This is a genomic window from Blautia sp. MB18-30 (assembly GCF_023669475.1).
Taxonomy (GTDB): Bacteria; Bacillota; Clostridia; order Lachnospirales; family Lachnospiraceae; genus Blautia_A; species Blautia_A fusiformis.
In genome coordinates, this window is sequence record NZ_JAMOYY010000016.1 from 26,307 (window position 1) to 50,921 (window position 24,615).

The 24,615-nt window shown below is 46.5% G+C and carries 27 protein-coding genes; 22 read left to right on the plus strand and 5 right to left on the minus strand.

The window, feature by feature from the left end; genetic code table 11:
* Positions 1 to 22: 22 nt before the first annotated feature.
* Positions 23 to 1,114, plus strand: a complete 1,092-nt coding sequence (locus tag NCY57_RS09235; protein ID WP_015525523.1) for a PTS transporter subunit IIC — start codon at positions 23 to 25, stop codon at positions 1,112 to 1,114.
* Between the two features lie 91 nt (positions 1,115 to 1,205).
* On the opposite strand, the gene NCY57_RS09240 is transcribed toward NCY57_RS09235, so the two are convergent.
* Positions 1,206 to 2,297: a DnaJ C-terminal domain-containing protein gene (locus tag NCY57_RS09240; RefSeq protein WP_021652765.1), complete on the minus strand. Its 1,092-nt coding sequence runs from the start codon at positions 2,295 to 2,297 to the stop codon at positions 1,206 to 1,208.
* A gap of 365 nt (positions 2,298 to 2,662) precedes the next feature.
* Between NCY57_RS09240 and NCY57_RS09245 the strand changes: the two genes are divergently transcribed.
* Both NCY57_RS09245 and NCY57_RS09250 read left to right on the plus strand, forming a co-directional pair.
* Entirely contained in the window at positions 2,663 to 3,616 is a 954-nt protein-coding gene (locus tag NCY57_RS09245) for an SH3 domain-containing protein (protein ID WP_021652766.1), read from the plus strand.
* 77 nt (positions 3,617 to 3,693) lie between these two features.
* On the plus strand, positions 3,694 to 4,605 hold the full coding sequence (locus tag NCY57_RS09250) for a LysR family transcriptional regulator (protein WP_015525527.1): 912 nt from the start codon (positions 3,694 to 3,696) through the stop codon (positions 4,603 to 4,605).
* Between the two features lie 184 nt (positions 4,606 to 4,789).
* Here NCY57_RS09250 and NCY57_RS09255 read toward each other — a convergent pair whose 3' ends face one another.
* Positions 4,790 to 5,308, minus strand: coding sequence for a nitroreductase family protein (locus NCY57_RS09255; RefSeq protein WP_015525528.1), 519 nt, complete (start codon positions 5,306 to 5,308; stop codon positions 4,790 to 4,792).
* Positions 5,309 to 5,557: 249 nt separating this feature from the next.
* On the opposite strand from NCY57_RS09255, the gene NCY57_RS09260 reads away from it, so the two are divergent.
* Positions 5,558 to 5,830 (plus strand): acylphosphatase, encoded by a 273-nt coding sequence (locus NCY57_RS09260; protein WP_022427179.1) that lies wholly within the window; start codon positions 5,558 to 5,560, stop codon positions 5,828 to 5,830.
* 13 nt (positions 5,831 to 5,843) lie between these two features.
* Here the strand turns inward: NCY57_RS09260 and NCY57_RS17055 are convergent, their stop codons facing one another.
* On the minus strand, positions 5,844 to 6,092 hold the full coding sequence (locus NCY57_RS17055; RefSeq protein ID WP_334290831.1) for a helix-turn-helix domain-containing protein: 249 nt from the start codon (positions 6,090 to 6,092) through the stop codon (positions 5,844 to 5,846).
* Positions 6,093 to 6,197: 105 nt separating this feature from the next.
* On the opposite strand from NCY57_RS17055, the gene NCY57_RS09270 reads away from it, so the two are divergent.
* Positions 6,198 to 7,328 carry a glycerate kinase family protein gene (locus tag NCY57_RS09270; protein WP_021652770.1) on the plus strand — a complete coding sequence of 377 codons (1,131 nt, stop codon included), beginning with the start codon at positions 6,198 to 6,200 and terminating at the stop codon, positions 7,326 to 7,328.
* A gap of 222 nt (positions 7,329 to 7,550) precedes the next feature.
* Here NCY57_RS09270 and NCY57_RS09275 read toward each other — a convergent pair whose 3' ends face one another.
* Entirely contained in the window at positions 7,551 to 9,344 is a 1,794-nt protein-coding gene (locus tag NCY57_RS09275; RefSeq protein WP_021652771.1) for a flavin reductase, read from the minus strand.
* A gap of 291 nt (positions 9,345 to 9,635) precedes the next feature.
* Here NCY57_RS09275 and NCY57_RS09280 point away from each other — a divergent pair, with 291 nt between their 5' ends.
* The 14 genes from NCY57_RS09280 to NCY57_RS09345 all read left to right on the plus strand — a co-directional run bounded on the left by NCY57_RS09280 (position 9,636) and on the right by NCY57_RS09345 (position 21,807).
* A complete protein-coding gene (locus tag NCY57_RS09280; protein WP_022427177.1) occupies positions 9,636 to 10,274 on the plus strand; it encodes a Crp/Fnr family transcriptional regulator in 639 nt (212 codons plus the stop codon).
* 14 nt (positions 10,275 to 10,288) lie between these two features.
* Complete coding sequence (locus NCY57_RS09285) at positions 10,289 to 10,780, plus strand: GNAT family N-acetyltransferase (RefSeq protein ID WP_022427176.1); 492 nt, start codon at positions 10,289 to 10,291, stop codon at positions 10,778 to 10,780.
* A 23-nt stretch (positions 10,781 to 10,803) separates the two neighbouring features.
* A complete protein-coding gene (locus NCY57_RS09290; RefSeq protein WP_022427175.1) occupies positions 10,804 to 11,370 on the plus strand; it encodes a class I SAM-dependent methyltransferase in 567 nt (188 codons plus the stop codon).
* Positions 11,371 to 11,426: 56 nt separating this feature from the next.
* Complete coding sequence (locus NCY57_RS09295) at positions 11,427 to 11,699, plus strand: DUF1294 domain-containing protein (RefSeq protein WP_022427174.1); 273 nt, start codon at positions 11,427 to 11,429, stop codon at positions 11,697 to 11,699.
* Between the two features lie 262 nt (positions 11,700 to 11,961).
* Positions 11,962 to 12,927, plus strand: coding sequence for a beta-ketoacyl-ACP synthase III (locus NCY57_RS09300; protein ID WP_015525537.1), 966 nt, complete (start codon positions 11,962 to 11,964; stop codon positions 12,925 to 12,927).
* Between the two features lie 121 nt (positions 12,928 to 13,048).
* Positions 13,049 to 13,993: an enoyl-[acyl-carrier-protein] reductase FabK gene (gene fabK / locus NCY57_RS09305; protein ID WP_022427173.1), complete on the plus strand. Its 945-nt coding sequence runs from the start codon at positions 13,049 to 13,051 to the stop codon at positions 13,991 to 13,993.
* A 3-nt stretch (positions 13,994 to 13,996) separates the two neighbouring features.
* Complete coding sequence (gene fabD, locus NCY57_RS09310) at positions 13,997 to 14,917, plus strand: ACP S-malonyltransferase (RefSeq protein WP_022427172.1); 921 nt, start codon at positions 13,997 to 13,999, stop codon at positions 14,915 to 14,917.
* Positions 14,918 to 15,032: 115 nt separating this feature from the next.
* Positions 15,033 to 15,773 (plus strand): 3-oxoacyl-[acyl-carrier-protein] reductase, encoded by a 741-nt coding sequence (gene fabG, locus NCY57_RS09315; protein WP_015525540.1) that lies wholly within the window; start codon positions 15,033 to 15,035, stop codon positions 15,771 to 15,773.
* Between the two features lie 32 nt (positions 15,774 to 15,805).
* Positions 15,806 to 17,047 carry a beta-ketoacyl-ACP synthase II gene (gene fabF, locus NCY57_RS09320; protein ID WP_015525541.1) on the plus strand — a complete coding sequence of 414 codons (1,242 nt, stop codon included), beginning with the start codon at positions 15,806 to 15,808 and terminating at the stop codon, positions 17,045 to 17,047.
* A 4-nt stretch (positions 17,048 to 17,051) separates the two neighbouring features.
* Complete coding sequence (gene accB, locus NCY57_RS09325) at positions 17,052 to 17,627, plus strand: acetyl-CoA carboxylase biotin carboxyl carrier protein (RefSeq protein WP_022427171.1); 576 nt, start codon at positions 17,052 to 17,054, stop codon at positions 17,625 to 17,627.
* A gap of 57 nt (positions 17,628 to 17,684) precedes the next feature.
* Positions 17,685 to 18,113: a 3-hydroxyacyl-ACP dehydratase FabZ gene (fabZ, locus tag NCY57_RS09330; RefSeq protein ID WP_015525544.1), complete on the plus strand. Its 429-nt coding sequence runs from the start codon at positions 17,685 to 17,687 to the stop codon at positions 18,111 to 18,113.
* Positions 18,114 to 18,122: 9 nt separating this feature from the next.
* Positions 18,123 to 19,487: an acetyl-CoA carboxylase biotin carboxylase subunit gene (locus tag NCY57_RS09335; RefSeq protein ID WP_250789615.1), complete on the plus strand. Its 1,365-nt coding sequence runs from the start codon at positions 18,123 to 18,125 to the stop codon at positions 19,485 to 19,487.
* On the plus strand, positions 19,477 to 21,231 hold the full coding sequence (locus tag NCY57_RS09340; protein ID WP_250789616.1) for an acetyl-CoA carboxylase carboxyltransferase subunit alpha: 1,755 nt from the start codon (positions 19,477 to 19,479) through the stop codon (positions 21,229 to 21,231). Before NCY57_RS09335 ends, NCY57_RS09340 begins: the two co-directional genes overlap by 11 nt.
* Before the next feature lie 135 nt (positions 21,232 to 21,366).
* Positions 21,367 to 21,807, plus strand: a complete 441-nt coding sequence (locus NCY57_RS09345) for a MarR family winged helix-turn-helix transcriptional regulator (protein WP_022427168.1) — start codon at positions 21,367 to 21,369, stop codon at positions 21,805 to 21,807.
* 141 nt (positions 21,808 to 21,948) lie between these two features.
* On the opposite strand, the gene NCY57_RS09350 is transcribed toward NCY57_RS09345, so the two are convergent.
* Positions 21,949 to 22,227, minus strand: coding sequence for a type II toxin-antitoxin system HicB family antitoxin (locus tag NCY57_RS09350; protein WP_015525547.1), 279 nt, complete (start codon positions 22,225 to 22,227; stop codon positions 21,949 to 21,951).
* Positions 22,228 to 22,532: 305 nt separating this feature from the next.
* On the opposite strand from NCY57_RS09350, the gene NCY57_RS09355 reads away from it, so the two are divergent.
* From NCY57_RS09355 to NCY57_RS09365, 3 genes are all read left to right on the plus strand, one after another.
* Positions 22,533 to 22,976 carry an HD domain-containing protein gene (locus NCY57_RS09355; protein WP_114001518.1) on the plus strand — a complete coding sequence of 148 codons (444 nt, stop codon included), beginning with the start codon at positions 22,533 to 22,535 and terminating at the stop codon, positions 22,974 to 22,976.
* Between the two features lie 294 nt (positions 22,977 to 23,270).
* A complete protein-coding gene (locus tag NCY57_RS09360) occupies positions 23,271 to 23,807 on the plus strand; it encodes an AraC family transcriptional regulator (protein WP_147603203.1) in 537 nt (178 codons plus the stop codon).
* The gene (locus NCY57_RS09365) at positions 23,804 to 24,610 is read left to right on the plus strand and encodes a DNA-3-methyladenine glycosylase family protein (protein ID WP_021652785.1); all 807 of its coding nucleotides are present in this window, start codon (positions 23,804 to 23,806) and stop codon (positions 24,608 to 24,610) included. Before NCY57_RS09360 ends, NCY57_RS09365 begins: the two co-directional genes overlap by 4 nt.
* Positions 24,611 to 24,615: the final 5 nt, after the last annotated feature.

Below are 24,615 nucleotides of genomic sequence, written 5' to 3' on the forward strand. Positions count from 1 at the left end.
AGGGTAAGGAGAGAGTTTAAAAATGGAAAAATTCAAAGCATTTCTGAAACGGAAGGATATTGAGATCTCTCTGAAGAGATATGGTATCGATGCACTGGGAGCTATGGCACAGGGACTTTTCTGTTCCCTGCTGATCGGTACGATCATCAACACCATTGGCACACAGTTTCACATTCCGTTTCTGACTATGGCAGTTGCCACAGTCAATGATACCCAGTACACAGTAGGTTCTCTGGCATCTGCCATGAGCGGCCCTGCCATGGCAGTAGCTATCGGTTACGCCTTGCATTGCCCGCCGCTGGTATTGTTTTCGCTGATCACCGTTGGATTTGCCTCCAACGCACTTGGCGGAGCAGGCGGTCCTCTGGCTGTACTGTTTGTTGCTATTGTTGCAGCTGAGATCGGTAAGGCAGTTTCAAAGGAAACAAAGATCGATATCCTTGTAACGCCTCTTGTAACCATCGGTGTGGGCGTAGGTCTTTCCGCATGGTGGGCACCGGCCCTTGGAAAAGCTGCCATGAAGGTAGGAAGCGTGATCATGTGGGCAACAGATCTGCAGCCATTCTTTATGGGAATCCTGGTTTCTGTATTTGTTGGAATCGCACTGACGCTGCCAATCTCTTCTGCTGCGATCTGCGCGGCTCTGGGACTTACCGGACTGGCAGGCGGCGCTGCAGTAGCGGGCTGCTGTGCGCAGATGGTCGGTTTTGCGGTCATGTCCTTCAGGGAAAACAAATGGGGTGGTCTTGTCTCTCAGGGAATTGGAACTTCCATGCTCCAGATGGGTAATATTGTCAGAAATCCAAGGATCTGGATCGCTCCGATCGTAACATCTGCTATCACAGGACCTATTGCAACCTGCTTGTTCAGGCTTCAGATGAACGGAACTGCTGTATCCTCAGGAATGGGTACCTGCGGTTTTGTAGGTCAGATCGGTGTGTATACAGGATGGATGAATGATATTGCAGAAGGAACCAAGACAGCTGTTACAGCTATGGACTGGGCAGGACTTTTTCTGATCTCTTTTATTCTCCCGGCAGTTCTCTGCCCGTTGATCAATATGTTTGTACGTAAGCTCGGATGGGTGAAAGATGGAGATATGACGCTGTCATAAGCTATATCAGATCTTACTTTAAAATCAAAAAAGAGTATCACAGGAACTCATTGATAGTGATGAGCTTTGTGATACTCTTTTATTTTAACTTTTATGCTACATGTGATCCGGTGGCATTACTCCGTTCCAGTCCACAGGCCCTTGCATATTCATGGAGTTTCTCTTTTGCGGAATAATTCAGATCCTGAGGAACTTGGATCTGAATGGTTACATACTGATCACCGCGGACAGAAGGGTTCTTCATGGAAACAATGCCTTTTCCTCTCAGGCGGATCTTGGAACCGGACTGCATACCTTCCCTGATCTTACAGATAACATTTCCGTAAAGGGTGGGAACGGTGGCTTCACCGCCGAAAACAGCGGTTGTGTAAGGAATAGAAATGGTGGTATAAACATCTGATCCCTTTCGTTCATAGCCAGGACGTGTTCCTACGGTAACCTTCAGAAGAAGGTCACCAGGCTCACCGCCGCCGGTTCCGGGCATGCCTTTTCCTTTCAGACGGATACTCTTGCCGGTATCAATACCTGCCGGAATATGAATCTGAAGTGTCTGCGGTGCACCGGAGCTTCCGTCCGGACCGGACAGAGAGATCCTTTTATCTGCACCAAAAGCTGCCTCATCAAAGGTAACGTTGATGCTGGCCTTCACATCAGAGCCTTTTTGCGGAAAATCCTGTTGATGGAATCCGCCGAAGCCGTTGCCGCTGTGAAAGCCACTTCCGCCAAATCCACTGTGAAAGCTGCCACCGTTACCGGTGAAATGCTCATATGTGCCATTGCTGCCGAAACCGCGGCTTTCGCCGTGACTGCCGTGGAACATATTTCCGAAGATATCACCAAAAATATCGTCCATATTTTCACCGTTAAAATGAAATTCCTGATAGCTGCCATTGCCGCCACCCTGGAATCCGCCGAATCCACCGGCACCTGCGCCGGCTCCAGGATCAGCTCCTGCTTCAAATGCGGCATGACCAAACTGATCATACATTTTTTTCTTCTTTGGATCACTTAAGACATCGTAGGCTTCGTTTACTTCTTTAAATTTATCTGCGGCATCTGCATTACCGGCGTTTGTATCCGGATGATATTTTTTGGCCAGTTTACGATAGGCTTTTTTTATTGTTTTTTCATCTGCGTTCCGGTCAATGCCCAGAACATCGTAATAATCTCTTTTTACTGCCATGGTATTCACCTTCCCTTATATTATAGTCTGCAGCGTCCCGGATGATCGATCTGTCCTCTCAGAGGACAGATCTCCCGGACTGTCATATATTGAACGTATGCGTATAAAATTCCCCGGGAAAAATCCCGGGGGCATTACTTTTATCTTGTTCTACATGTAATATAACACTGCTAATTAAAAGTGTCAATACCTGCATTGTGAAAAAGAACATTTTGGACTGAAATAAGAGATATGATTCTTACAGCTATCAGCTAAAAATATGATATAATACTACCATAAATTCCGGTGCGGTCTGCTCAGTAAATAAAAAACAGAGAGAGCAGCAGATCAGAGAAAGATCCAAAAAAGAAAAGGAGGCGTATAATATGAGAAAAAGAACTCTTCTGTCCCATATAAAGGCAGTAAAAAGGCTGGTACTTCTGACACTTATACTGGCAGCAGCTTTTCCGGCGACGATCCGGGAGACAAAGGCAGCAGCAGGAACCACTTTTAAAGTCAAAGTCACAGATGGATACCTGGCTCTTCGGAGTGAGAAGGCTTTTGACAAAGGCAATGAGATCGGACAGCTGAATACAGGAGATCTTGTGGAAGTTACAAATCGGAAGGACGCTACTTACTGGTATGCATACGTGCCAAGACTGGATAAATCCGGCTATCTGGACAAAAACTATATCCAGATAGCAGAGAACGCCACAGCTTCCAACGATTCCTGGACAGTAAAGGTAAAAAAAGGCTATCTGGCTCTTCGAAGTACCGCAGCTTACAATGACAGTAACGAGATCGGACGTCTGAATACCGGAGATGTCGTTCTTGTAAAGGACAGCAGTGATTCTACTTACTGGTACGTATATGCTCCGGGGCTTGATAAATCCGGATATGTGGATAACCGGTATATTTACAACAGTGGTCTGTGGACAGTTAAAGTAGAAACTGGTTATCTTGCCCTTCGCAACAAGGCAGCCTATAATGAAAGCAATGAGATCGGACAGCTGAATACCGGTGACACGGTTCAGGTGAAGGACACCAGCAACGATCAGTACTGGTATGTATATGTTCCGCAGCTGGATAAGACCGGTTATGTTGACAGGAATTATCTTACCGGAGGCTCAGGTACAACAACTCCATCCATGACTGTTAAAGTGGAAAGCGGCTATCTGGCTCTGCGCAGTACAAAGGCGTATGACAAGGACAATGAGATCGCCCAGCTGAATAACGGAGATACTGTAGAAGTCATTGAGAAGAAAGACAGTACTTACTGGTATGTATATGTTCCGAAGCTTGGAAAAGAAGGATATGTAGATAAGAACTACCTTAAATAAAAAGATAAAGGATGCTTGTTGCCGGATCTGCCTGAAGAGGAACAGAAAGCCGGAACAAGAAACGGGGAGGCAGAAAGATGACTCTGGCACAGCTCAGATATACCATAGCAATTGCAAAAGCCGGATCTATGAACGAGGCAGCAAAAAGCCTTTATATTTCTCAGCCCAGTCTTTCCACGGCAATCCGGGAGCTGGAAGCAGAAACCGGTGTTGAGATCTTCCGAAGAACGAACCGAGGAATCGCCGTAACGCCTGCAGGCGAAGAATTTCTGGGGTATGCAAGGCAGGTGGTGGAACAGTACGAACTGATGGAAGCCAAATATATTTCCAAGGAACAGTCACGCAAAAAATTCAGTGTTTCCATGCAGCATTATACCTTTGCAGTTAATGCCTTTGTGGAGCTGGTAAAGCAATTCGGCATGGATGAGTACGAATTTGCGGTCCACGAGACCAAGACGCATCAGGTCATCGAGGATGTCCGTAATTTCAAGAGTGAGATCGGGATCCTCTACGTAAATGATTTTAACCGTAAGGTACTTACAAAAATGTTTCACGAGTATGGTCTGGAGTTTCACGAACTTCTCAATTGTCGGATCTACGTTTATATGTGGAAGGGGCATCCTCTGGCGAAGCGTGAGAAGATCACGCTGGAAGAACTGAAGGAATATCCGTGTCTGTCCTTTGAACAGGGAGGAAATAACTCTTTTTATTTTGCTGAGGAGGTTTTGAGCACCTATGAATACAAACGGCTGATCAAAGCCGATGACAGGGCTACTATGCTGAACCTGATGGTAGGACTGAATGGATATACCTTATGCTCCGGTATTATCTGTGAGGATCTTAATGGTTCCGATTACTGTGCTGTGAAGCTGGATTCCGATGAGATCATGACGATCGGTTATGTTGCCAGAAAGGGTGTTAACATCAGTGCCCTTGGGAAAAAATATCTGGAGGAGATTTCCAGATATAAGGATAAAGCACTGAAATAAAAGAAAATAAAATCTGACAGATCACTACCGGAGAAGACGGGAAAGGCTTTTGGTATTTATGATACCGGAGGGTTGTTTCCCTGTGTATTCTCAGATACGTAGCGATGCGTATCATGCAGGAATCTGTCAGATCTTTATTTACATTAAAAGTTTTTGGCAGCGGAAATTTTATTCTGCAAGCCGATCACACACGGATCACAAAACCATCCTTACGCGGTTTGGCTGTTGGATACTCACAGTCACGGTATCCAAGAACACAGTGGCCTACGCCGATATATTCCTCTGGAACACCCCACTGCTTCTTCAGCTCTTTTCCTTCCTCGGAGTCAAAAACTTCTCTTGCACGGTGAATCCAGCAGGAGTCCACGCCGAGAGCATGTGCGGCATTCATGAGATTTCCCATCACAAGACTTCCGTTTTCCACACAGGTGCCCATTTTGCTGTCGGAAAAGACAATGATCACAGTTGGGGCGCCGTAGAACGGATCTGAGGTGCTGCCCATAACAGCTGCGTTCATTTTGGAAAGCCTTGCAACCAGCTCCGGATCCTGTGTCACTACCATAAGAGTGCTCTGCTGTCCCATGCCGCTGGGGGAATATTCTCCCGCCTCCAGGATCGTATCCAGAGTTTCTTTCGGAACAAGCTCTTTTTTGTAGGCGCGGATGCTTCTGCGCTCTAACAGATTTTTGATGCTTTCATTCATGATCATTACCTCCTGATGTTAAATTTTGTTGAAAATATTTTCTGCAAAAGAAAGTAAATTTCTTTTTATTCTGATAAAAACCATTATAACGCAGATGATTATAGTTTCCAATAGATAGAAGGATATAACTTTACAATTTATAAAGAAATATTATATAATCTGGTTATGATATTCCTGCGGCGGATGCGGGAGAATTTCGGGTGAAGATACAGAGACAGAATAGTTAAGACAGAAAATATGAGGTGCCAGATGGAAAAGATTCGGAAACATTTTTATTTTTCAGGAAGAGTACAGGGAGTAGGCTTTCGTTACCGCTCCTATTATATTGCACAGTCCATGGGACTGACCGGCTGGGTACGGAATCTCTGGGATGATCGTGTGGAAATGGAAGTACAGGGAACCAGAGAAGAAATCCGGGAGATGGTAGAACGCCTTTCTCAGCAGAGCTTTGTGGAGATCGAGGGGATTGAAGAGAGGGAAATTCCACTGGAGGAGGAGTTTGGCTTTCATGTGAGAGGATAGTGAAATGGCCGGTTCATTCCAGCTCCAGTGCCAGATACAACAGAACAGCGTCCCGGAATTTTCGGGGATTGAGACCACATTTTTTATAAATGTGGTTTAATTTATATTGAAGAGTATTTTTGTGGAGAAAAAGCTTCTCTGCGGCATCAGCCAGAGACATTTCCAGGGAAAAATAAGTTCGCAGAAGGTTCTTTTCATCCGGGGACAGCTGATAACCAAACAGCAGAACAGTTATTTGGCTGCAGAGCTGCGCAGAGAATATCCGCCTGACACGTAAAGGAACATTTCACGTTTCCGGTACACGGAATGATAGAACGGAGAGTACGGATATCAGTTTTACATAAAAATTATACAGGAGGAAAATAAAATGAAGGTAGTAACAGCGATCGATTCTTTTAAGGGCAGTATGACATCCATGGAGGCAGGCTTTGCAGCTGCTGAAGGTATCCATCGTGTGGATGCGGACGCAGAAGTTCAGGTAAGACCACTGGCAGACGGTGGAGAGGGAACCGTGGAAGCCCTTGTCGCAGGAATGAACGGAAAAACAGAGCACGTAAAGGTTACGGGGCCTCTTGGCGAGCCGGTGATCTGTGAGTATGGCATCATCGAAAGCACAAAGACCGCAGTGATCGAAATGGCTGGTGCAGCAGGGATCACGCAGGTGCCGGACGAAAAAAGAAATCCTCTTTATACCACAACCTACGGTGTCGGTGAGGTGATCAAGGACGCCATCGAAAAAGGCTGCCGCAGATTTATTGTGGGTATCGGCGGAAGCGCCACCAATGACGGTGGTGTGGGAATGCTTCAGGCACTTGGCTATGCATTTCTAGATAAAGACGGAAAGCAGGTCCTTCCGGGAGCAAGGGGCCTGAAAGACATCACAGAGATCACAGCTGCCTATGTGATCCCGGAGCTTGCAGAATGTAAATTCCGTGTTGCCTGTGATGTCACAAATCCTCTTTGCGGAGAGCTTGGATGCAGTTCCATCTACGGACCGCAGAAGGGTGCTACGCCGGAGATGATCCAGGACATGGATCAGTGGCTGGGTGCTTACGCAGAGCTTGCAAAGGAGCGTTTTCCGAAAGCAGATCCAAAGTATCCGGGAACAGGTGCTGCCGGCGGAATGGGATTTGCATTCCTGACCTTTACCGATGCAGTCCTGGAATCCGGGATCAACATCGTGCTGGATGAGACAAAACTTGAGGACTACATCAAAGACGCGGATCTTGTGATCACAGGTGAGGGACGTATGGATGGACAGACAGCCATGGGAAAAGCGCCGGTAGGTGTTGCAAAGCTTGCAAAGAAATATGGCAAAAAAGTGATCGCCTTTGCAGGTGCCGTACAGCGTGACGCAAGAGCCTGCAACGATGCAGGGATCGATGCCTTTTTCCCGATCCTCCGCGGAGTGGTAACTCTGGAGGAGGCCATGAAAAATGAGAATGCAAAGCAGAATCTGGCAGATACTACAGAGCAGGTTATCAGACTGATGAAATAAATAAAAGGCATATGATTCGTAAATTTCAGGATTCCTGCAGAAATACAGAGCGTGAGTGTCTGATCTGCTGTAAGAATAAATTTGGTGAAAGACGCTGCGAAGACATTGGATGATAATACAAAAAAGACAGGCCACCTCAGAAGCCTGTCTTTTTTGTGGTTTATAATTTGTAAAAATAAGGGAGCTGTAACCGGATTAAATCAATTTATGGGGATTTCAGTCTTATCCTTCGATCGGCTCAAAATCCACAGCGCCATGCTTGCACAGCGGGCAGATGATATCTTCCGGAAGTTCATCGCCTTCATAGATGTATCCGCAGACTTTGCATACCCAGCCTTTTTTGCCTTCGGTCTGTGGCTTTGGCTTTACATGTTTCTGGTAGTAGGTGTAAGTCATGGTATCCTGATCGCTCATGACACGGGCCTCTGTGACGCTGCAGATGAACATTCCGTGAGTGCCGAGATCCACATAGTTTTCTACCTTCAGGGACATGAAAGCATTGATATATTTGTCCAGGAATACCAGGCCGTTGTCGGAGTGGTTTACTTTCTGTCCGGCAAATTTATCGGTGCTTCTGCCGGACTGGAAGCCGAACTGCTCAAAAACAGAGAACGGAGCATCTGTGGACAGGCAGTTTACGTTCATGATACCGGTCTGCTGGATCACGTGGTGAGAGTAGTTTGCCTTGTTGATGTTGACAGCCACGCGATATGGGTTGTCGGTAAGCTGTGTAACGGTATTGACGATCAGACCGTTGTCCTTTTTGCCATCGTTGGAGGTTACCACATAGAGGCCGTAACCGATGCGGAACAGAGCAGTCATATCATTCTTGTTGGCAAGATCATCGCTTTTTGCAATGTATTCCTGGCAGAGCTCATCAGCCATAGCTTCCATCTGCCTGCGGTTTTCTTCATTTACTGCAGACATGATCTTAACTGTGGTATTCAGCCAGCTGATCTTTTTGCATTTGGAAAGCATTTCTTTCATAACCTTCGCTGCCAGCGGTGCCCAGGTTCCGTTTTCAATCAGTCCTACCGTGCGGTTCTGGAAGTTGTGCTCTGTCAGACGGGTAATAAAGTCGTTCATAAACGGATAGATGCCTGCATTATATGTGGTGGTTGCGAGAACCAGCTTGGAGTAACGGAAAGCATCGCTCAGTGCCTGGGACATATCGTCTCTTGCAAGATCATAGACAACAACGTTTGGACATCCTTTGCTGCGGAATTTATCGGCCAACTGCTGAACGGCCATTTTTGTATGACCGTATACAGAAGTGTAGGCGATCACGATTCCGTCATCCTCCGGTGTGTAGGAAGACCAGGTATCATAGAGGCTAATATAATGTCCAAGATCTTCAGTAAGAACCGGTCCGTGGAGTGGGCAGATGGTCTGGATATCCAGAGCTGCGGCTACTTTCAGAAGATTCTGCACCTGCACACCATATTTTCCAACGATGCCGATATAGTATCTTCTTGCCTCATCGTCCCATGGTTCCTCTGCATCCAGGGCGCCGAATTTTCCGAAGCCGTCTGCGGAAAAAAGAACCTTTTCTGTGCTGTCATAAGTGACCATAACCTCCGGCCAGTGAACCATCGGTGCAAATACAAAAGTCAGATCGTGTTTTCCAAGGGAAAGGGTTCCGCCGTTATCTACGATGATCTGATGACCTTCCAGATCCAGGTCAAAGAAGTTCTGCATCATGGCGAAGGCTTTTTTGTTGGAAACAACGATGGTGTCCGGATAAGCCTTCAGGAAGTTTGCGATGTTGGCTGCGTGATCCGGTTCCATATGCTGTACGATCAGATAATCCGGTTTCCGGTCGCCCAGAACTTTCTGGATATTATCAAGCCATTCGTGAGTAAAATTTGCATCTACCGTATCCATAACCGCAATTTTTTCGTCCAGGATCACATAGGAGTTGTAGGACATGCCGTTCGGCACTTTGTACTGGCCCTCAAAAAGGTCAACCTGATGATCATTAACGCCTACATATTTGATGGTATCTGTGATTTTCATGAGCGATTCCTCTTTTCTTTCTATGGTGGATTTATTTATATGCTTCAGTGATTTGTTTGTTTCTTAACTTTGATAAAAATATAACAGAAATTGATGGCAAAAACTGTTGCAAATACAACAAAACAGGAAAAATTTCCAGACTTTACATTTTTTTCGTGCTGGTATAAAATCAGAAACATGCAGCAAAATAAAATGCGGATAGTTGCTTTGAGAGTCCTCTTACATAGTCTTGTATACAAAGAGGAAAGTACAGATATGCGGAAGAGTATTTTGCCGGTGGGAGGAAAATTTATGGAGCATATCACTTTATTTACGGATATTTTGCCCGAAGAACAGGAAAGAATGCGTGTCTGCTTTAAAGTCCGGGAGAAAGTTTTTCAGAATGGAGAAACCATCATGGAATATTCCAGCTCCATGAAAAAGATCGGTCTGATCCAGGAGGGAAGAGCAGTTCTCTACTGCTGCGACGAGGATGGAAATGAGTATGTCATCGATGAACTGAATAGGGACAGTGTATTTGGCGAACCGTTTCTGCTTCCGTCAGATTCCCAGCATTATTATGTATGTGCCACTACCGTGACGAAGGTGCTGTTTATTGATTATGAGCATGTGATCAAGCGCTGTGAAAATGCCTGTCATCATCACAGCCAGATGGTCAGTAATCTTCTGCAGATGACAGCCCTCCGTTCCAGGCAGCAGACGGATCGGATATACATGCTTTCACGATCCTCCACCAGGAAGAAGCTGATAGCTTATCTGCATTCTCTGGCTGCGGAAAAAAATGCCGGGAAATTCAAGCTGCCCATGTCCTATACCGCACTGGCCCAGTACTTAAGTGTGGACCGTAGTGCCATGATGCGGGAGATCAAAAATCTTTCGGATGAGGGTGTGATCCGAAGAAACGGACGGAATGTGGAGCTGCTTAAATAGAGGAGAAGATCATCATGAATGTTACAGTAAGAAAATACGAAGAAAAAGATCTTCCGGATCTGATCCGGATATGGAATGAGGTTGTAGAAGACGGTGTGGCTTTTCCACAGGAAGAATGCCTTAACGAAGAGACAGGAAAAGCTTTTTTTGCAGAACAGACCTATACAGCTGTAGCAGTAGATGCGGAAAGCGGAAACGTTTACGGACTTTACATTCTTCATCCGAATAATATCGGAAGATGCGGTCATATCTGTAACGCCAGCTATGCGGTAAGCAGAGATTCCAGAGGACTTCACATTGGAGAAAAGCTGGTATCCGACTGTCTGACCCGGGGAAAAGAGCATGGTTTTGGTGTCCTGCAGTTTAATGCGGTTGTGGCCTGCAATGTTCCTGCAAGACATCTTTATGAGAGACTTGGATTTACCCAGCTTGGCGTGATCCCGAAGGGGTTCCGTATGAAGGATGGACATTATGAGGATATCTGTCCGTATTATCATGAACTGTAAGAGAATTTTGAAAGGATTTTTAAATGAAAAATCTTCAGATCACTGCATACATGCAGCATTTTATACGGCAGCAGGTCATGCCGGGAGACATCTGTATCGATGCAACAATGGGAAATGGCAATGACACGGCTCTGTTAAGCCAGCTTGCAGGAAAAAGGGGACGGGTTCTGGCTTTTGACATTCAGAAGCAGGCACTGGAACATACGAAGGAGCGACTGAAAAGAGATAACTGTCCGGAAAATTATCAGCTTCTTCTGGAGTCTCATGAGAATATGGATGTTTATGCAGAAGAAGAAACCGTGTCCTGCATCACCTTTAATCTGGGATATCTTCCCGGCGGAGACCATTCGGTGGCGACCAGAGCAGACAGCAGCATAAGTGCGGTGGAAAGCGGACTTAAGCTTCTGAAAAAAGGCGGACTTATGACACTTTGCATTTACAGTGGCGGGGATACAGGATATCAGGAACGGGATGAGATGCTTGCGTTTATCCGTCAGTTGGATCCTCATAAATATCTGGTGATCCTGTCGGAATATGCAAACCGGCCTAATGATCCGCCCATACCGGTGCTGATCATCAAACTGCAATGAATACATAAATCGGTTACTGTCCGAAATACAGGACACAGAGCCCGGAGGGAGCTATCATGAATGATTACATATATTATTATCTGCTTGCAGTCAATATCCTGGCCTTTGTGCTTTTCGGAGTTGACAAGCAGAAAGCCCGTCGTAATAAATGGCGGATCCCGGAGAAGACCTTGATCTTAAGTGCTGTCATTGGTGGCAGCGTCGGGGCGATCCTTGGCATGAGATTTTTTCACCACAAAACCCGAAAAGCCAGATTTGCAATTGGTGTACCGGTGATACTGCTGGTGCAGATTGGTGTGGTGTGCCTGGTACAGTGGGCGATGAAGTAAAACTATAAATGCAATAACCATAAATACAATACCTGTCTGAAAAAAATAAGACAGCTGTCACAGGACAGAGGAGAGACCAATACTCCACGCCTGGGGCAGCTGTTATTTTTTTTATAAAAGGATGCTCAAAAATTCCTTCTTGACAAATACTTTTATGATGATATAATTTGATAATCAAAATATTTTAAGATAAAAGATAATTCAGAGAACAGCAGTACAGATTTATACAGACTGATTTAAGACAGATATCATGGAGAAAAATATGACAGGTAAAATATGTGGAACCGGTTCGTGGGCACCGGACAGAGTGTGGGATAACAACGATCTGGCAAAGATGGTGGAAACCAGTGATCAGTGGATTCGGGAAAGAACCGGTGTGGTACAGAGACATATTGCAAAAGAGGACGAAGATACTGTGACGATGGCAGCGGGGGCAGCATTAAAAGCTCTGGAAGACGCAGAAATGAAGGCAGAAGAAATCGATCTGATCCTTGTGGCAACCATTTCTCCAACAGAGATCATGCCCTGTGTGGCATGTGGGGTGCAGGAGCGGCTCGGAGCGGAAAAGGCTACCTGCTTTGATCTGAACGGCGCCTGCACAGGATCTCTTCTGGCACTGAACACTGCGCAGGCATACCTGGCCCAGGGAATATATAGGAATGCCCTTGTGATCGGAGCGGAAAAACTGTCCGGTTTAACGGACTGGACAGATCGTGGCACCTGCATTCTTTTCGGGGATGGTGCGGGAGCAGTCGTGCTGAGAGCAGAAGAGGGTGGAAGCTATGCACAGGTAACCCATTCCATTGGAAAAAAAGGCGGTGCACTTACCTTACAGAGCAGAAATCAGATCCGTTATGAAAATGATCCGAAGGCAAAGGAAACCTACATACAGATGAACGGAAAGGAAGTGTTCAGCTTTGCCGTGAGCAAGGTACCGGAGGCTGTGAAGGAGCTTCTTTCCCGAGAGCAGGTTTCCTGTGAAGATATCAGTTATTATCTTCTCCACCAGGCAAATGAGCGCATCATCCGTTCTGCAGCAAGGCGGCTGGGCGAAGACATTTCCAAGTTCCCTATGAATATGGACAGATACGGCAATACTTCTTCCGCAAGTCTTCTTATCCTCCTGGATGAGATGAAAAAAAGTGGAAAACTGCAGCGGGGTGACAGAATGGTCCTTGCAGGCTTCGGCGGCGGACTGACGTACGGAGCAAGCCTGATCGAGTATTAAAGCCCCTGTTAATGAATTGTTAAAATAAGGCTACGTAGTGAATGCGGATGTTTTTATCCGCTTGATCCAAATAAACCGCGGATGCTTTTATCCGCTTGATTTAATTTTCCGGAGGTAAAAGATGAAAACAAAAGTTACAGAATTACTTGGTATTGAATATCCCATCATCCAGGGCGGTATGGCCTGGGTGGCAGATCATCACATTGCGGCAGCAGTATCCGAGGCAGGCGGCCTGGGACTGATCGCAGCGGCAAACGCACCGGCAGAGTGGGTGCGTGAGCAGATCCGTGAGGCGAAAAAACTGACAGATAAGACTTTTGGTGTAAACATCATGCTGATGAGTCCAAGTGCCGATGAGGTTGCGAAGATCGTAGTAGAAGAAGGGATCAAGGTAGTAACAACCGGTGCCGGAAGCCCGGAAAAATACATGGAAGCATGGAAAGCTGCCGGAGTAAAGGTGATCCCGGTTGTTGCATCTGTAGCTCTTGCAAGAAGAATGGAGCGCTGTGGCGCAGATGCAGTGGTAGCAGAGGGAACCGAGTCCGGCGGACATATCGGTGAGACAACCACTATGGCGCTGGTACCGCAGGTCGTGGATGCAGTAAAGATCCCGGTAATTGCAGCAGGTGGAATTGCAGACGGTCGTGGGATCGCGGCAGCCTTTATGCTGGGTGCAGAAGCCGTACAGATGGGAACCCGATTTGTGGCAACAGAGGAATGTCACGTACATGAGAATTACAAACAATTCCTTCTGAAAGCCAGGGATATCGACACAAGAGTAACCGGCCGTACCACAGGTCATCCGGTCCGTACCTTAAGAAACCCTATGACAAAGGAATATCTGGAGAAAGAAGCTGCAGGTGCATCCTTTGAAGAACTGGAAATGCTGACACTTGGTGGCCTCAGGAAGGCTGTTGTTGACGGCGATGTAAAAACCGGAAGCGTTATGTCCGGACAGATCGCAGGTATGGTAAAGGATGTACCGACCTGTAAGGAGCTGATGGCAAGACTGATCAGAGAGACAAAAGAGACTGTAAAGAAAAACAGTTTTCTTGTGGAGGAATAATAAATGGGAAAAACAGCATTCATCTTTCCGGGCCAGGGTGCACAGAAGGCCGGAATGGGAAAAGATTTTTATGAGAAATACGATACAGCAAAGGATGTTTTCGACTCTGCCGGTGAGTGGCTGGATCTGGATATGAAAGCACTTTGCTTTGAAGAAAATGACAGGCTTGACCTGACTGAATATACACAGGCTGCACTGGTCACTACCTGTCTTGCCATGGAGAAGGTGGTAGAGGAGATGGGACTTCATCCAGATGTAACTGCAGGACTAAGCCTTGGCGAGTACTGCGCTATTGAAGCTGCCGGCGGCATGGAGCTGAAGGATGCTGTTACTACCGTGAGAAAAAGGGGAATCCTTATGGAGCAGGCAGTTCCGGCAGGTAAGGGAAGCATGGCAGCAGTTATGGGAATGGAGACAGAGAAGATCGAGGAAGTGCTTGCAGACATTGCAGATGTAAGCATTGCAAACTACAACTGTCCCGGCCAGATCGTGATCACAGGCCTTGCGGAGGCAGTTGCGGAAGCCTCTGAAAAGCTGAAGGCAGCCGGAGGAAGAAGAGTGATCCCGTTAAATGTCAGCGGACCGTTCCACTCCGCAATGCTTGCCACTGCAGGAAAAGAACTTGGAAAGGTTCTGGAGGGTGTCACACTTCATGAACTTAAAATCCCGTATGTGACAAACGTGACCGCAGAGTATGTGGAAGATCCGGCGGAAACAAAAGCACTTCTGGAAAAACAGATTTCTTCTTCCGTGCGCTGGCAGCAGAGTGTGGAAAATATGATCCGTCAGGGAGTTGATACATTTGTTGAGATCGGACCGGGAAGAACCCTTGCCGGATTTATGAGAAAGATCGACAGAAATGTAAAAGTATATAACATTCAGACCGTAGAAGATGCAGAGAAGGTCTGCCAGGAACTGGTATAAATATTGGAAAAAAAGATAAAGAATCAAAAATAAAGCAGGCATAGTGCAGCAGACAGAAATGCCAGGTAACAAATGCGGATCACGGATGACCGCATAACATCAGAAAGGAATTCATATGTCAGAGAAAAAAATCGCAGTTGTAACAGGCGGTGCACGTGGGATCGGGAAAGCCATCGCCCTGGAGCTTGCAAAAGCAGGAAACCTTGTAGTGATCAATTATAACGGCTCAGAAGAAAAAGCCCGGGAAACAAAAGCAGAGATCGAGGCAGCCGGCGGCCAGGCAGATATCCTGCAGTGCAATGTGGCAGATTTTGATGCATGTGAAGCTTTTTTCAAAGCTGTTGCAGAAAAATACGGACGTGTTGATATCCTGGTAAATAATGCCGGAGTTACGAAGGACGGACTTCTCATGAAAATGAGTGAGGAAGATTTTTCCAGAGTTGTTGACATCAATCTGAAAGGAACCTTCAACTGCATCCGTCATGTGTCCAGAATGATGCTGAAGCAGAGAAGCGGCCGGATCATCAGCCTTTCATCGGTGGTAGGCCTTCGTGGAAATGCAGGACAGGCCAATTATGCGGCATCCAAAGCCGGGATCATCGGTCTTACAAAATCCGCTGCAAAGGAGTTGGCATCCAGAGGGATCACGGTCAACGCTATTGCACCGGGATTTATCAAAACAGACATGACGGACGTGCTTTCTGACAAAGTAAAAGAAAATATTGCGGCATCTATCCCCATGGGAAGCATGGGAACAACAGAAGACGTGGCAAAGGCAGCCGCATTTCTGGCATCAGACGGTGCACGTTACATCACAGGACAGGTACTTCGCGTAGACGGCGGAATGGCAATGTAAAGAAGGCTCCCCGGAGTCAGGAGGATAGATTGATGAAAAGACGAGTAGTAGTAACAGGACTTGGAGCAGTAACACCGATCGGAAATGATGTGGAAAGCTTCTGGAACGGAGTAAAAGAAGGAAAGGTGGGGATCGGACCGATCACCCGTTTTGATACGACCGGATACAAGGCAACACTGGCAGCAGAGCTTAAAGATTTTGTGGCAAAGGATCGCATGGATCCGAGAACTGCAAGAAGAATGGAGCCTTTTTCCCAGTATGCGGTAGCGGCTGCATTGGAAGCAGTGGAAAATTCCGGGCTTAAGATGGAAGAGGAAGATCCGTACATGGTAGGCGTTATCATCGGCTCCGGTGTGGGAAGTCTTCAGGCTACCGAGACCAATGAGAAGAAGCTTATGGAAAAAGGTCCTTCAAGAGTGGATCCGCTTCTTGTTCCGAAGATGATCACAAATATGGCAGCCGGAAATGTTTCTATCGCTACCGGCGCAAAAGGAAAATGCACCAACGTGGTAACGGCATGTGCGACAGGAACACATTGTATCGGAGATGCTTTCCGTGCCATTCAGTATGGTGATGCAGATGTAATGCTTGCCGGTGGTACAGAGGGAGCTGTCTGCCCTATCGGTATCGCAGGCTTTGCAAGCCTTACTGCACTGAGCACAAGTGAGGATCCGCTGCGTGCATCCATTCCGTTTGATAAAGACAGAGGCGGTTTTGTTATGGGCGAGGGTGCAGGTGTGGTTGTTCTGGAAGAGCTTGAGCATGCCAAAAAGAGAAATGCCAATATCCTGGCAGAGGTTGTGGGATACGGTGCAACTGCAGATGCTTTCCATATCACATCTCCGGCCGAGGACGGAAGCGGCGCCGCACGTGCTATGGAAAATGCCATGAAGGAAGCAGGTGTTGCACCGGCGCAGGTAGATTATATCAATGCACACGGAACCGGAACACATCACAATGATCTGTTTGAAACAAGAGCTATCAAGCTTGCGTTTAAGGACGCTGCCAAGGATGTAAAGATCAATTCCACAAAATCCATGGTGGGCCATCTTCTTGGCGCAGCAGGAGCTGTTGAGTTTATCGTATGCGTAAAATCCATTCTGGACGGATTTATCCATCAGACAGTGGGAACAACAGAAACAGAGGAGGAGCTTGATCTGAACTATATGATCGGCGCTCCGGCAAAACAGGAAGTTCGTTATGCAATGAGCAATTCCCTTGGATTTGGAGGACACAACGGAACATTGCTTGTAAAGAAGTATGAGGAGGACTGAAGCTATGGAATTTAACCAGATCCTTGAACTGATCGATCACGTATCTGCATCAGAGCTTACTGCCTTTACATATGAGACAGCAGATCTGACCTTAAGTATGGAGCATGGAAAGCCACAGATCATCCAGGGGGTTATGGGAGAAACTGTGGAAAACATTCCGGCAGTAGGAATGACCGGTGGAAAAGTCCGCAGGGCAGTGAATACAGCACCGGTGGCAGGCAAAGATCCTGTGGTACCGGCTTCAACAGATGAAATGGCAGTGACAGGAAAAACTGTGGCAGAAGCACAGGGAGTGAAAGGTACTGAGCAGTCGGAAAACGTACCACAGAGCGGGGAAGATCAGACAGGCAGCCTGGTAACATCTCCGCTGGTAGGAACCTTCTATGCTGCACCGTCACAGGATCTTCCGCCTTACGTTCAGGTGGGAGACAAGGTAAAAAAAGGACAGGTTCTTGCAATCGTGGAAGCTATGAAGCTGATGAATGAGATCGAAAGTGATTTTGACGGCGAGATCGCAGAGATCTATGTGGAGAACGGACAGCCGGTAGAATACGGTCAGAAGCTTTTCCGTATCCGATAAGTACCTTCAGATCAGAATCAGAGAATAAGAAAAATTATTGTTTCAGGAGGATAGAGAATGAAGCATCTTGATGTAAAACAGATCGAGGAGATCATTCCACACAGACATCCGTTTCTGCTTGTGGACTATATTGAAGATTATGAGCCGGGTGAATTTGCTGTCGGATATAAATGTGTGACCTTCCGCGAGGATTTTTTTCGGGGACATTTTCCCCAGGAGCCGGTAATGCCGGGTGTTCTGATGGTAGAAGCGCTGGCACAGGTGGGTGCGGTAGCCATTCTTTCCCTGGAGGACATGAAGGGAAAAACCGCTTATTTCGGAGGCATCAACAAGTGTAAATTCCGCAGAAAGGTAGCTCCGGGAGACAAGCTCCGTCTTGAAACAAAGATCATCCGCAGAAAGGGTCCTGTAGGCATTGGTTCTGCAGTGGCATCTGTGGATGGCGAGGTTGCCGTAGAGGCTGAGCTTACATTTATGATCGGGTAAGGTGATTGTATGATTCGAAAGTTACTGATCGCCAACAGAGGCGAGATCGCGGTGCGTATTATCCGTGCCTGCAGAGAAATGGGAATTGCCACAGTGGCGGTTTATTCTGAGGCAGATGAGGAAAGCCTTCACACACAGCTGGCGGACGAAGCAATCTGTATCGGACCGGGACCATCTGCACAGAGCTATCTGAATATGGAACAGATCATCAGTGCAACCATGGTTTCCGGTGCGGATGCCATTCATCCGGGATTTGGCTTTCTTTCTGAAAATGCCAGATTTGCGGAGCTCTGTGAAAAATGCGGGATCACATTTGTGGGTCCTCCATCAAAGGTCATCCGTATGCTGGGCAATAAAAAAATTGCAAGAAGCACCATGATCGCAGCAGGTGTTCCGGTAGTTCCGGGCAGCGAAGGGGATGTGGAGGATATTGAAACCGGTCTTAAGGAAGCTGAGAGGATCGGTTATCCGGTGATCATCAAGGCAGCTCTTGGCGGCGGCGGAAAAGGCATGCGTGTGGCAAACACACCGGAGGAATTTCCGGAAGCCTATGCAACCGCCAGAAAAGAGTCTGAGATCGCTTTTGGCGACGGTACCATGTATATTGAACATTTCGTGGTAAATCCGAGACATATTGAGTTTCAGATCCTTGCAGACAGCTTCGGAAATGTGATCCATCTGGGAGAGCGTGACTGCTCCATCCAGAGAAATCATCAGAAGATGATCGAGGAATCTCCAAGTGCTGCAGTTTCTCCGGAATTAAGAGAAAAAATGGGGCATGCGGCGGTGACGGCGGCGAAAGCAGCCGGTTACGTAAATGCGGGAACGATCGAATTTCTTCTGGAACCGGATGGAAAATTCTGGTTTATGGAAATGAATACAAGGATCCAGGTGGAGCATCCGGTGACAGAGTGGGTAACAGGTATCGATCTTGTAAAGGAGCAGCTGAAGATTGCTTCCGGAATGCCTCTTGAGATCGCTCAGGAGGATGTCCAGATCCAGGGACACGCCATTGAGTGCAGGATCAATGCTGAAAATCCCCAGAAAAATTTCCGCCCTTCGCCGGGAACTATCCAGGGAGCGCATTTTCCGGGAGGAAACGGGATCCGTGTGGATACCTGTGTGTATAACGGCTGTAAGATCCCGCCTTATTATGATTCCATGCTTGCGAAGCTGATCGTTCATGCAGGTAACCGGAAAGAAGCCATTGCAAAAATGCAGAGTGCTCTTGGTGAGGTGATCATTGACGGAATCGATACAAATATTGACTATCAGTACGAAATCCTGAAAGATGAGGATTATCAGTCCGGAAACTTTGACACTGGCTTTCTTGCCAGCCATATCATTGCGGGAGTGAAGATCAATGAGAATTAAGCACATGTTCAAAAAAACAGTCAGGGATATCCGGGGGGAGGAACAGGAAAACATTCCGGAGGTGCCGGATAACCTGATGCGTAAATGCAACGCCTGCAAAGCGGCGGTTTTTGTAGACGAGGTAAAGCAGAATCAATACATCTGTCCCCACTGCGGAAATTATTTCCATGTACCCGCTTATCGTCGGATCAAAATGATCGCAGATAGAAAGAGCTTTGTGGAGTGGGATGCTCACATGGAAGAACAGAATCCCCTTCAGTACAGAGGCTACGAAGAAAAGCTTCAGGGTCTTCGTGAAAAGACAGGGCTTGATGAGGCTGTAGTTACCGGAAAGTGTACTATAAAAGGGACACCTGTGGCACTTGGTGTCTGTGACTGTCGTTTCATGATGTCCAGTATGGGAGAAGTCGTGGGGGAAAAGATCACGCGGGCTTTTGAACGTGCCACAGAGGAGAAGCTGCCGGTAATCCTCTATATCTGTTCCGGCGGTGCCAGAATGCAGGAGGGCCTGGTTTCCCTGATGCAGATGGCAAAAACCAGTATGGCCATCCGGAAGCACAGCGATGCCGGACTTCTTTATGTGCCGGTCCTCACAGACCCGACAACAGGCGGCGTGACGGCAAGCTTTGCTATGCTGGGAGATATTATCCTAGCAGAGCCGAAAGCGCTGATCGGTTTTGCAGGTCCCAGAGTGATCGAACAGACCATCGGGCAAAAGCTTCCCAAAGGCTTCCAGAGAGCGGAATTTCTTCTGGAACACGGCTTTGTGGACAAGATCGTAAAGCGTGAGGAGCAGAGGATCGTATTGGCGGATATTCTGAGATTACATCAGGATAAAGTTCTAAATAATGTACAGTCCGATAATACGGACATTAAAAATGGGTTCAAGTCTGACAATCAGGAATCGATGAAAACTGTTGAGGAAGATAATAGGATCTGGCCGGACTTCGTTCCATCCGGAGATTTCACTCCCTGGGAACATGTTCAGTTTGCCAGAGCCAAAACACGTCCTACAGGAAAGGACTACATCGAAGCGCTTTTTGACGATTTCATGGAATTTCACGGAGACCGTCACTGCGGGGATGATCCGGCAGTGATCGGTGGTGTGGCATTTTTCCACGGACAGCCGGTAACTGTCCTTGTACAGGAAAAAGGAGAGGGTACAAAGGAAAACATTACCCGGAATTTCGGAATGGTATCTCCGGAGGGGTACTGGAAATCCCTGCGCCTGATGCAGCAGGCAGAGAAATTTCACCGTCCGGTGATCTGCCTTGTAGATACGCCAGGCGCATTCTGCGGGCTGGAAGCTGAGGAACGTGGACAGGGTGAAGCCATTGCAAAAAATCTCTATACACTGGCAGGTCTCACAGTGCCGGTGCTTTCCGTTGTGATCGGTGAAGGCGGAAGCGGAGGGGCCCTTGCCTTGGCGGTGGCAGATGAGGTATGGATGCTGGAGCATTCCGTTTATTCCATCCTGTCCCCGGAGGGCTTTGCCTCCATTCTCTGGAAAGACAGCAAAAAGGCAAAGGAAGCAGCAGCAGTGATGAAGCTCACAGCTGCAGACCTTTACCAGATGGGGATGATCGAGCATGTGATCCCGGAAGCAGAGCCTGTAAGCCGTGAGAACATAAATGATATTGCGGGTTATCTGGAAAACGGAATTGCGGATTTTCTTGAGAAATATGGCGAAGAAGAGCCGGAGAAGCTTCTGGAACATCGCTATGAACGTTTCCGGAAAATGTAGAAGCAATAAATGCAGTGATTTTGTAGCCCGCAAAGTAAAAATCCAGTGGAAAAAATGCCATATTTATGTTACGATGGCTTCATAAACAGAGAACCGGAGAAGCCTTTTTGCTCCGGAGAAACAGGAGCGGGTAGAGTGGACAATCGGGAAGTTATAAATGACGTGCTGGTGAATCTGTTCAATGAGATCCTCCGACTGGAGGAGGAAGCCATCATCACAGATAAATATAAAGATATTTCCAACAATGATATGCACATTATCGAGGCTGTAGGTCTTGGAGGGGGGAACATGTCCTCCATTGCAGCCAAGCTTAAGATCACCGTAGGCTCCCTCACAACATCTATGAACAGTCTTGTAAAAAAAGGCTATGTGAAAAGAGAGCGAAGTGAGAAGGACCGGCGTGTGGTATTTATCCAGCTTACAAATAAGGGACGTATGGCATATCATCATCATGCGGAGTTTCACAGGCAGATGACAGAAGCGGTGATCGCAGAGCTGAATGAGAATGAGACAGAAGTGCTGGTAAAAGCACTGGACGGACTGCGTAAATTTTTCAGACAGTATCACGAACAATGAAGAAATGTATAATAAAAGCATCCGGATCGGTAATAAAGGACAATTACCGATCCGGATGCTTTTTGCATAACAGGCATTTTCGACACGGACATTTATTGAAAATGATATTAAATGTCGCCTTTGTTTTTGTGATACGAGAGTTTATTCGTCCCAGCCATCCTGGAAGCGGATATTTACAGAGATATTGCGGACAACGTCTCCTTCCTGAAGTTCCAGATCGCTCTCATCGGAAACCGGAGGAAGCTTTCCCTCAAATTCCATAAGCTCTGTGTAGATCCAGTCGTATGCAGCTGCATTGGCATTTTCGATGGCATCATCCAGCGTGTCACCGTTGGCTTCACAGCAGGCAAGATCCGGGAAAAAAGCATTGTATTTTTTATCCTCTGTGGGACGGAAAACTGCGGGATATATAAATTTCATAGGTAAGATTCCTTTCTTTTTTAAAATGAAGTGATCCGTGTAATACTACGAATATGGATAGTTTTACCTGACCAAGGTAAGTATATACCAATTTCAGAATGAGGGCAAGCGAGTTCATGATCCAATGAAAGATCTAAATAAGAACAGCAGAGTTTTTGGGATGCTATAATCAGAAAATTGTCGTATATAAGTAAAAATGATAGATATATAAAACTTTTTATCCTTGTATGTAGGAAATATAGATGCTATACTGTGTAATACAGAGTATGAACGGGGGTTCGAAAGACCTGACGGGAGGCACAGCTATGATTTATACAGCTTTGACGAAAAAAGCTATGAAGGTGGCGTACGAGGCACATCATGGACAGACAGATCGAAGCGGGACACCTTATATCTTTCATCCATTTCACGTAGCGGAGCAGATGGATGATGAACTCAGTGTATGTACGGCACTTCTGCACGATGTGATAGAAGATACAGAGATCACATTTGAGGATCTTACCGGAGAATTTCCGGAAGAGGTTGTGGAGGCCTTACGTTGTCTTACAAGAGATAAGAATATGAATTATTTCGATTATATCCGGAAGCTCCGGAAGAATCCGATCGCAAAAAAAGTGAAGCAGGCTGATCTGCTCCACAATTCTGATGTAACACGTCTTTCTGACTGCGAAAATATGTCTGCTGAACAGATATCACGGCTGCATGGAAGATATAAACGGGCTTTGGAGATACTTCATGATGCCAGGTGATATTATTTTCGCACAAGTCATTTATTGACTTTTATTCAGTTTTTTTCATGCGCATGATCCACACAAAATATCCGTGACCTCAGATATTATTGAGGATCTTCTTAGCGGAAATATGGATTTCTTGCATTGATCTCCACGTAGCATTTGATCGCATATTTGATAAATTCTATGATTTTTTTCATTTTATTTTCCTCCTCTTTTCTTTAACTTACAAATGCATTATAATAAACTCTCGGAAATATTACGTGCCAAAAACACAGAAAAAGTAGTCAAATATTGCGGAGAGAAAAATCCATGTTTCCAGTATACGAAGAAAAAAAGAAGAATCTCCATATTCATCTGCGGACCTCAGCCCATGCTTCACCCCATCTTCATAACTCCATAGAGTTTATCTATATCACAGAGGGAACTCTGGAGCTTGGTATGGGACAGGAGCTTTATCATATGGAAGAGGGAGATTTTGCAGTGATCTTTCCGGATGTGATCCATCACTATCAGGTGTTCTCTACGGGAGAAAACAAAGCAGTCTATCTCTGGGCAAAGCCGGTATTGACTGGTCAGTTTGCGGATATCATTCAGAACAGCTGTCCGGAAGACCCGGTTATAAAAAAGGAGCAGGTGCATCCGGATATTGTAAATGCGGTACGGTGTCTCAGGGCAAACCGCAAGGAGAAGGATGATAATCTTGCAGTGGAACAGGCGTATGTGCAGATCCCGGGATTTGAAAGTCAGAGGACTTTTAACCGGGTATTCCGGGAACGGTACCGGATGACACCAAGAGAATACAGAATATTATATAAGGAAAAATATTTACGAGAGGAACAGACATGATCACAGTAGAGCTGGAACATTTCAGCCTTGATAAAATATGCGATTCCGGACAGTGCTTCCGGATGAGAAAGCTTGGAGACGGACATTTTTCCATGGTGGCGGGAGACCAGTATCTGGAAATGTATCAGAAAGACGGAGTGGTGGATTTCTGCTGCTCTCAGGAGGAATTTATCTGTTACTGGGTGCTTTATTTTGATCTGGATACGGATTATGAAGCTTACATGAATGCTGCTAATCCACGGGATAAATATCTGGGTGCCGCAATAAAGGCAGGAGACGGGATACGGATATTAAGACAGGATCTCTGGGAAATGATCGTTACGTTTCTGATATCTCAGCAGAACAATATCAAGCGTATCCGCAAATGTATCGAAACCATCTGCCGGAAGTACGGAGAGCGAAAAAATTCATCTGCAGGTGTGGAATACTACGCTTTTCCGACTGTAGAGGCGCTGAGTCAGGCAACGGAAGAGGAGTTAAGAGGATGCGGCCTGGGATACCGGGCAAAATATATCGCAGTAACGGCCAGGACCATTGCATCCGGTCAGATCTCCCTGGAAAAAATCTATGATATGCGTTACCCTCAGGCAAAGAAGGAGCTGATGAAGCTCTGTGGTGTGGGAGAAAAGGTAGCTGAATGTATCTGCCTGTTTGCACTGCATCATATGGATGCTTTTCCCATAGATACCCACATCCGTCAGGTCATGGACGTGCATTACAAAAGAGGATTTCCCAACCGCAGATACAGAGGAATGCGTGGGATCATGCAGCAGTATATTTTTTACTATGACTTGTACTCATAGACTGC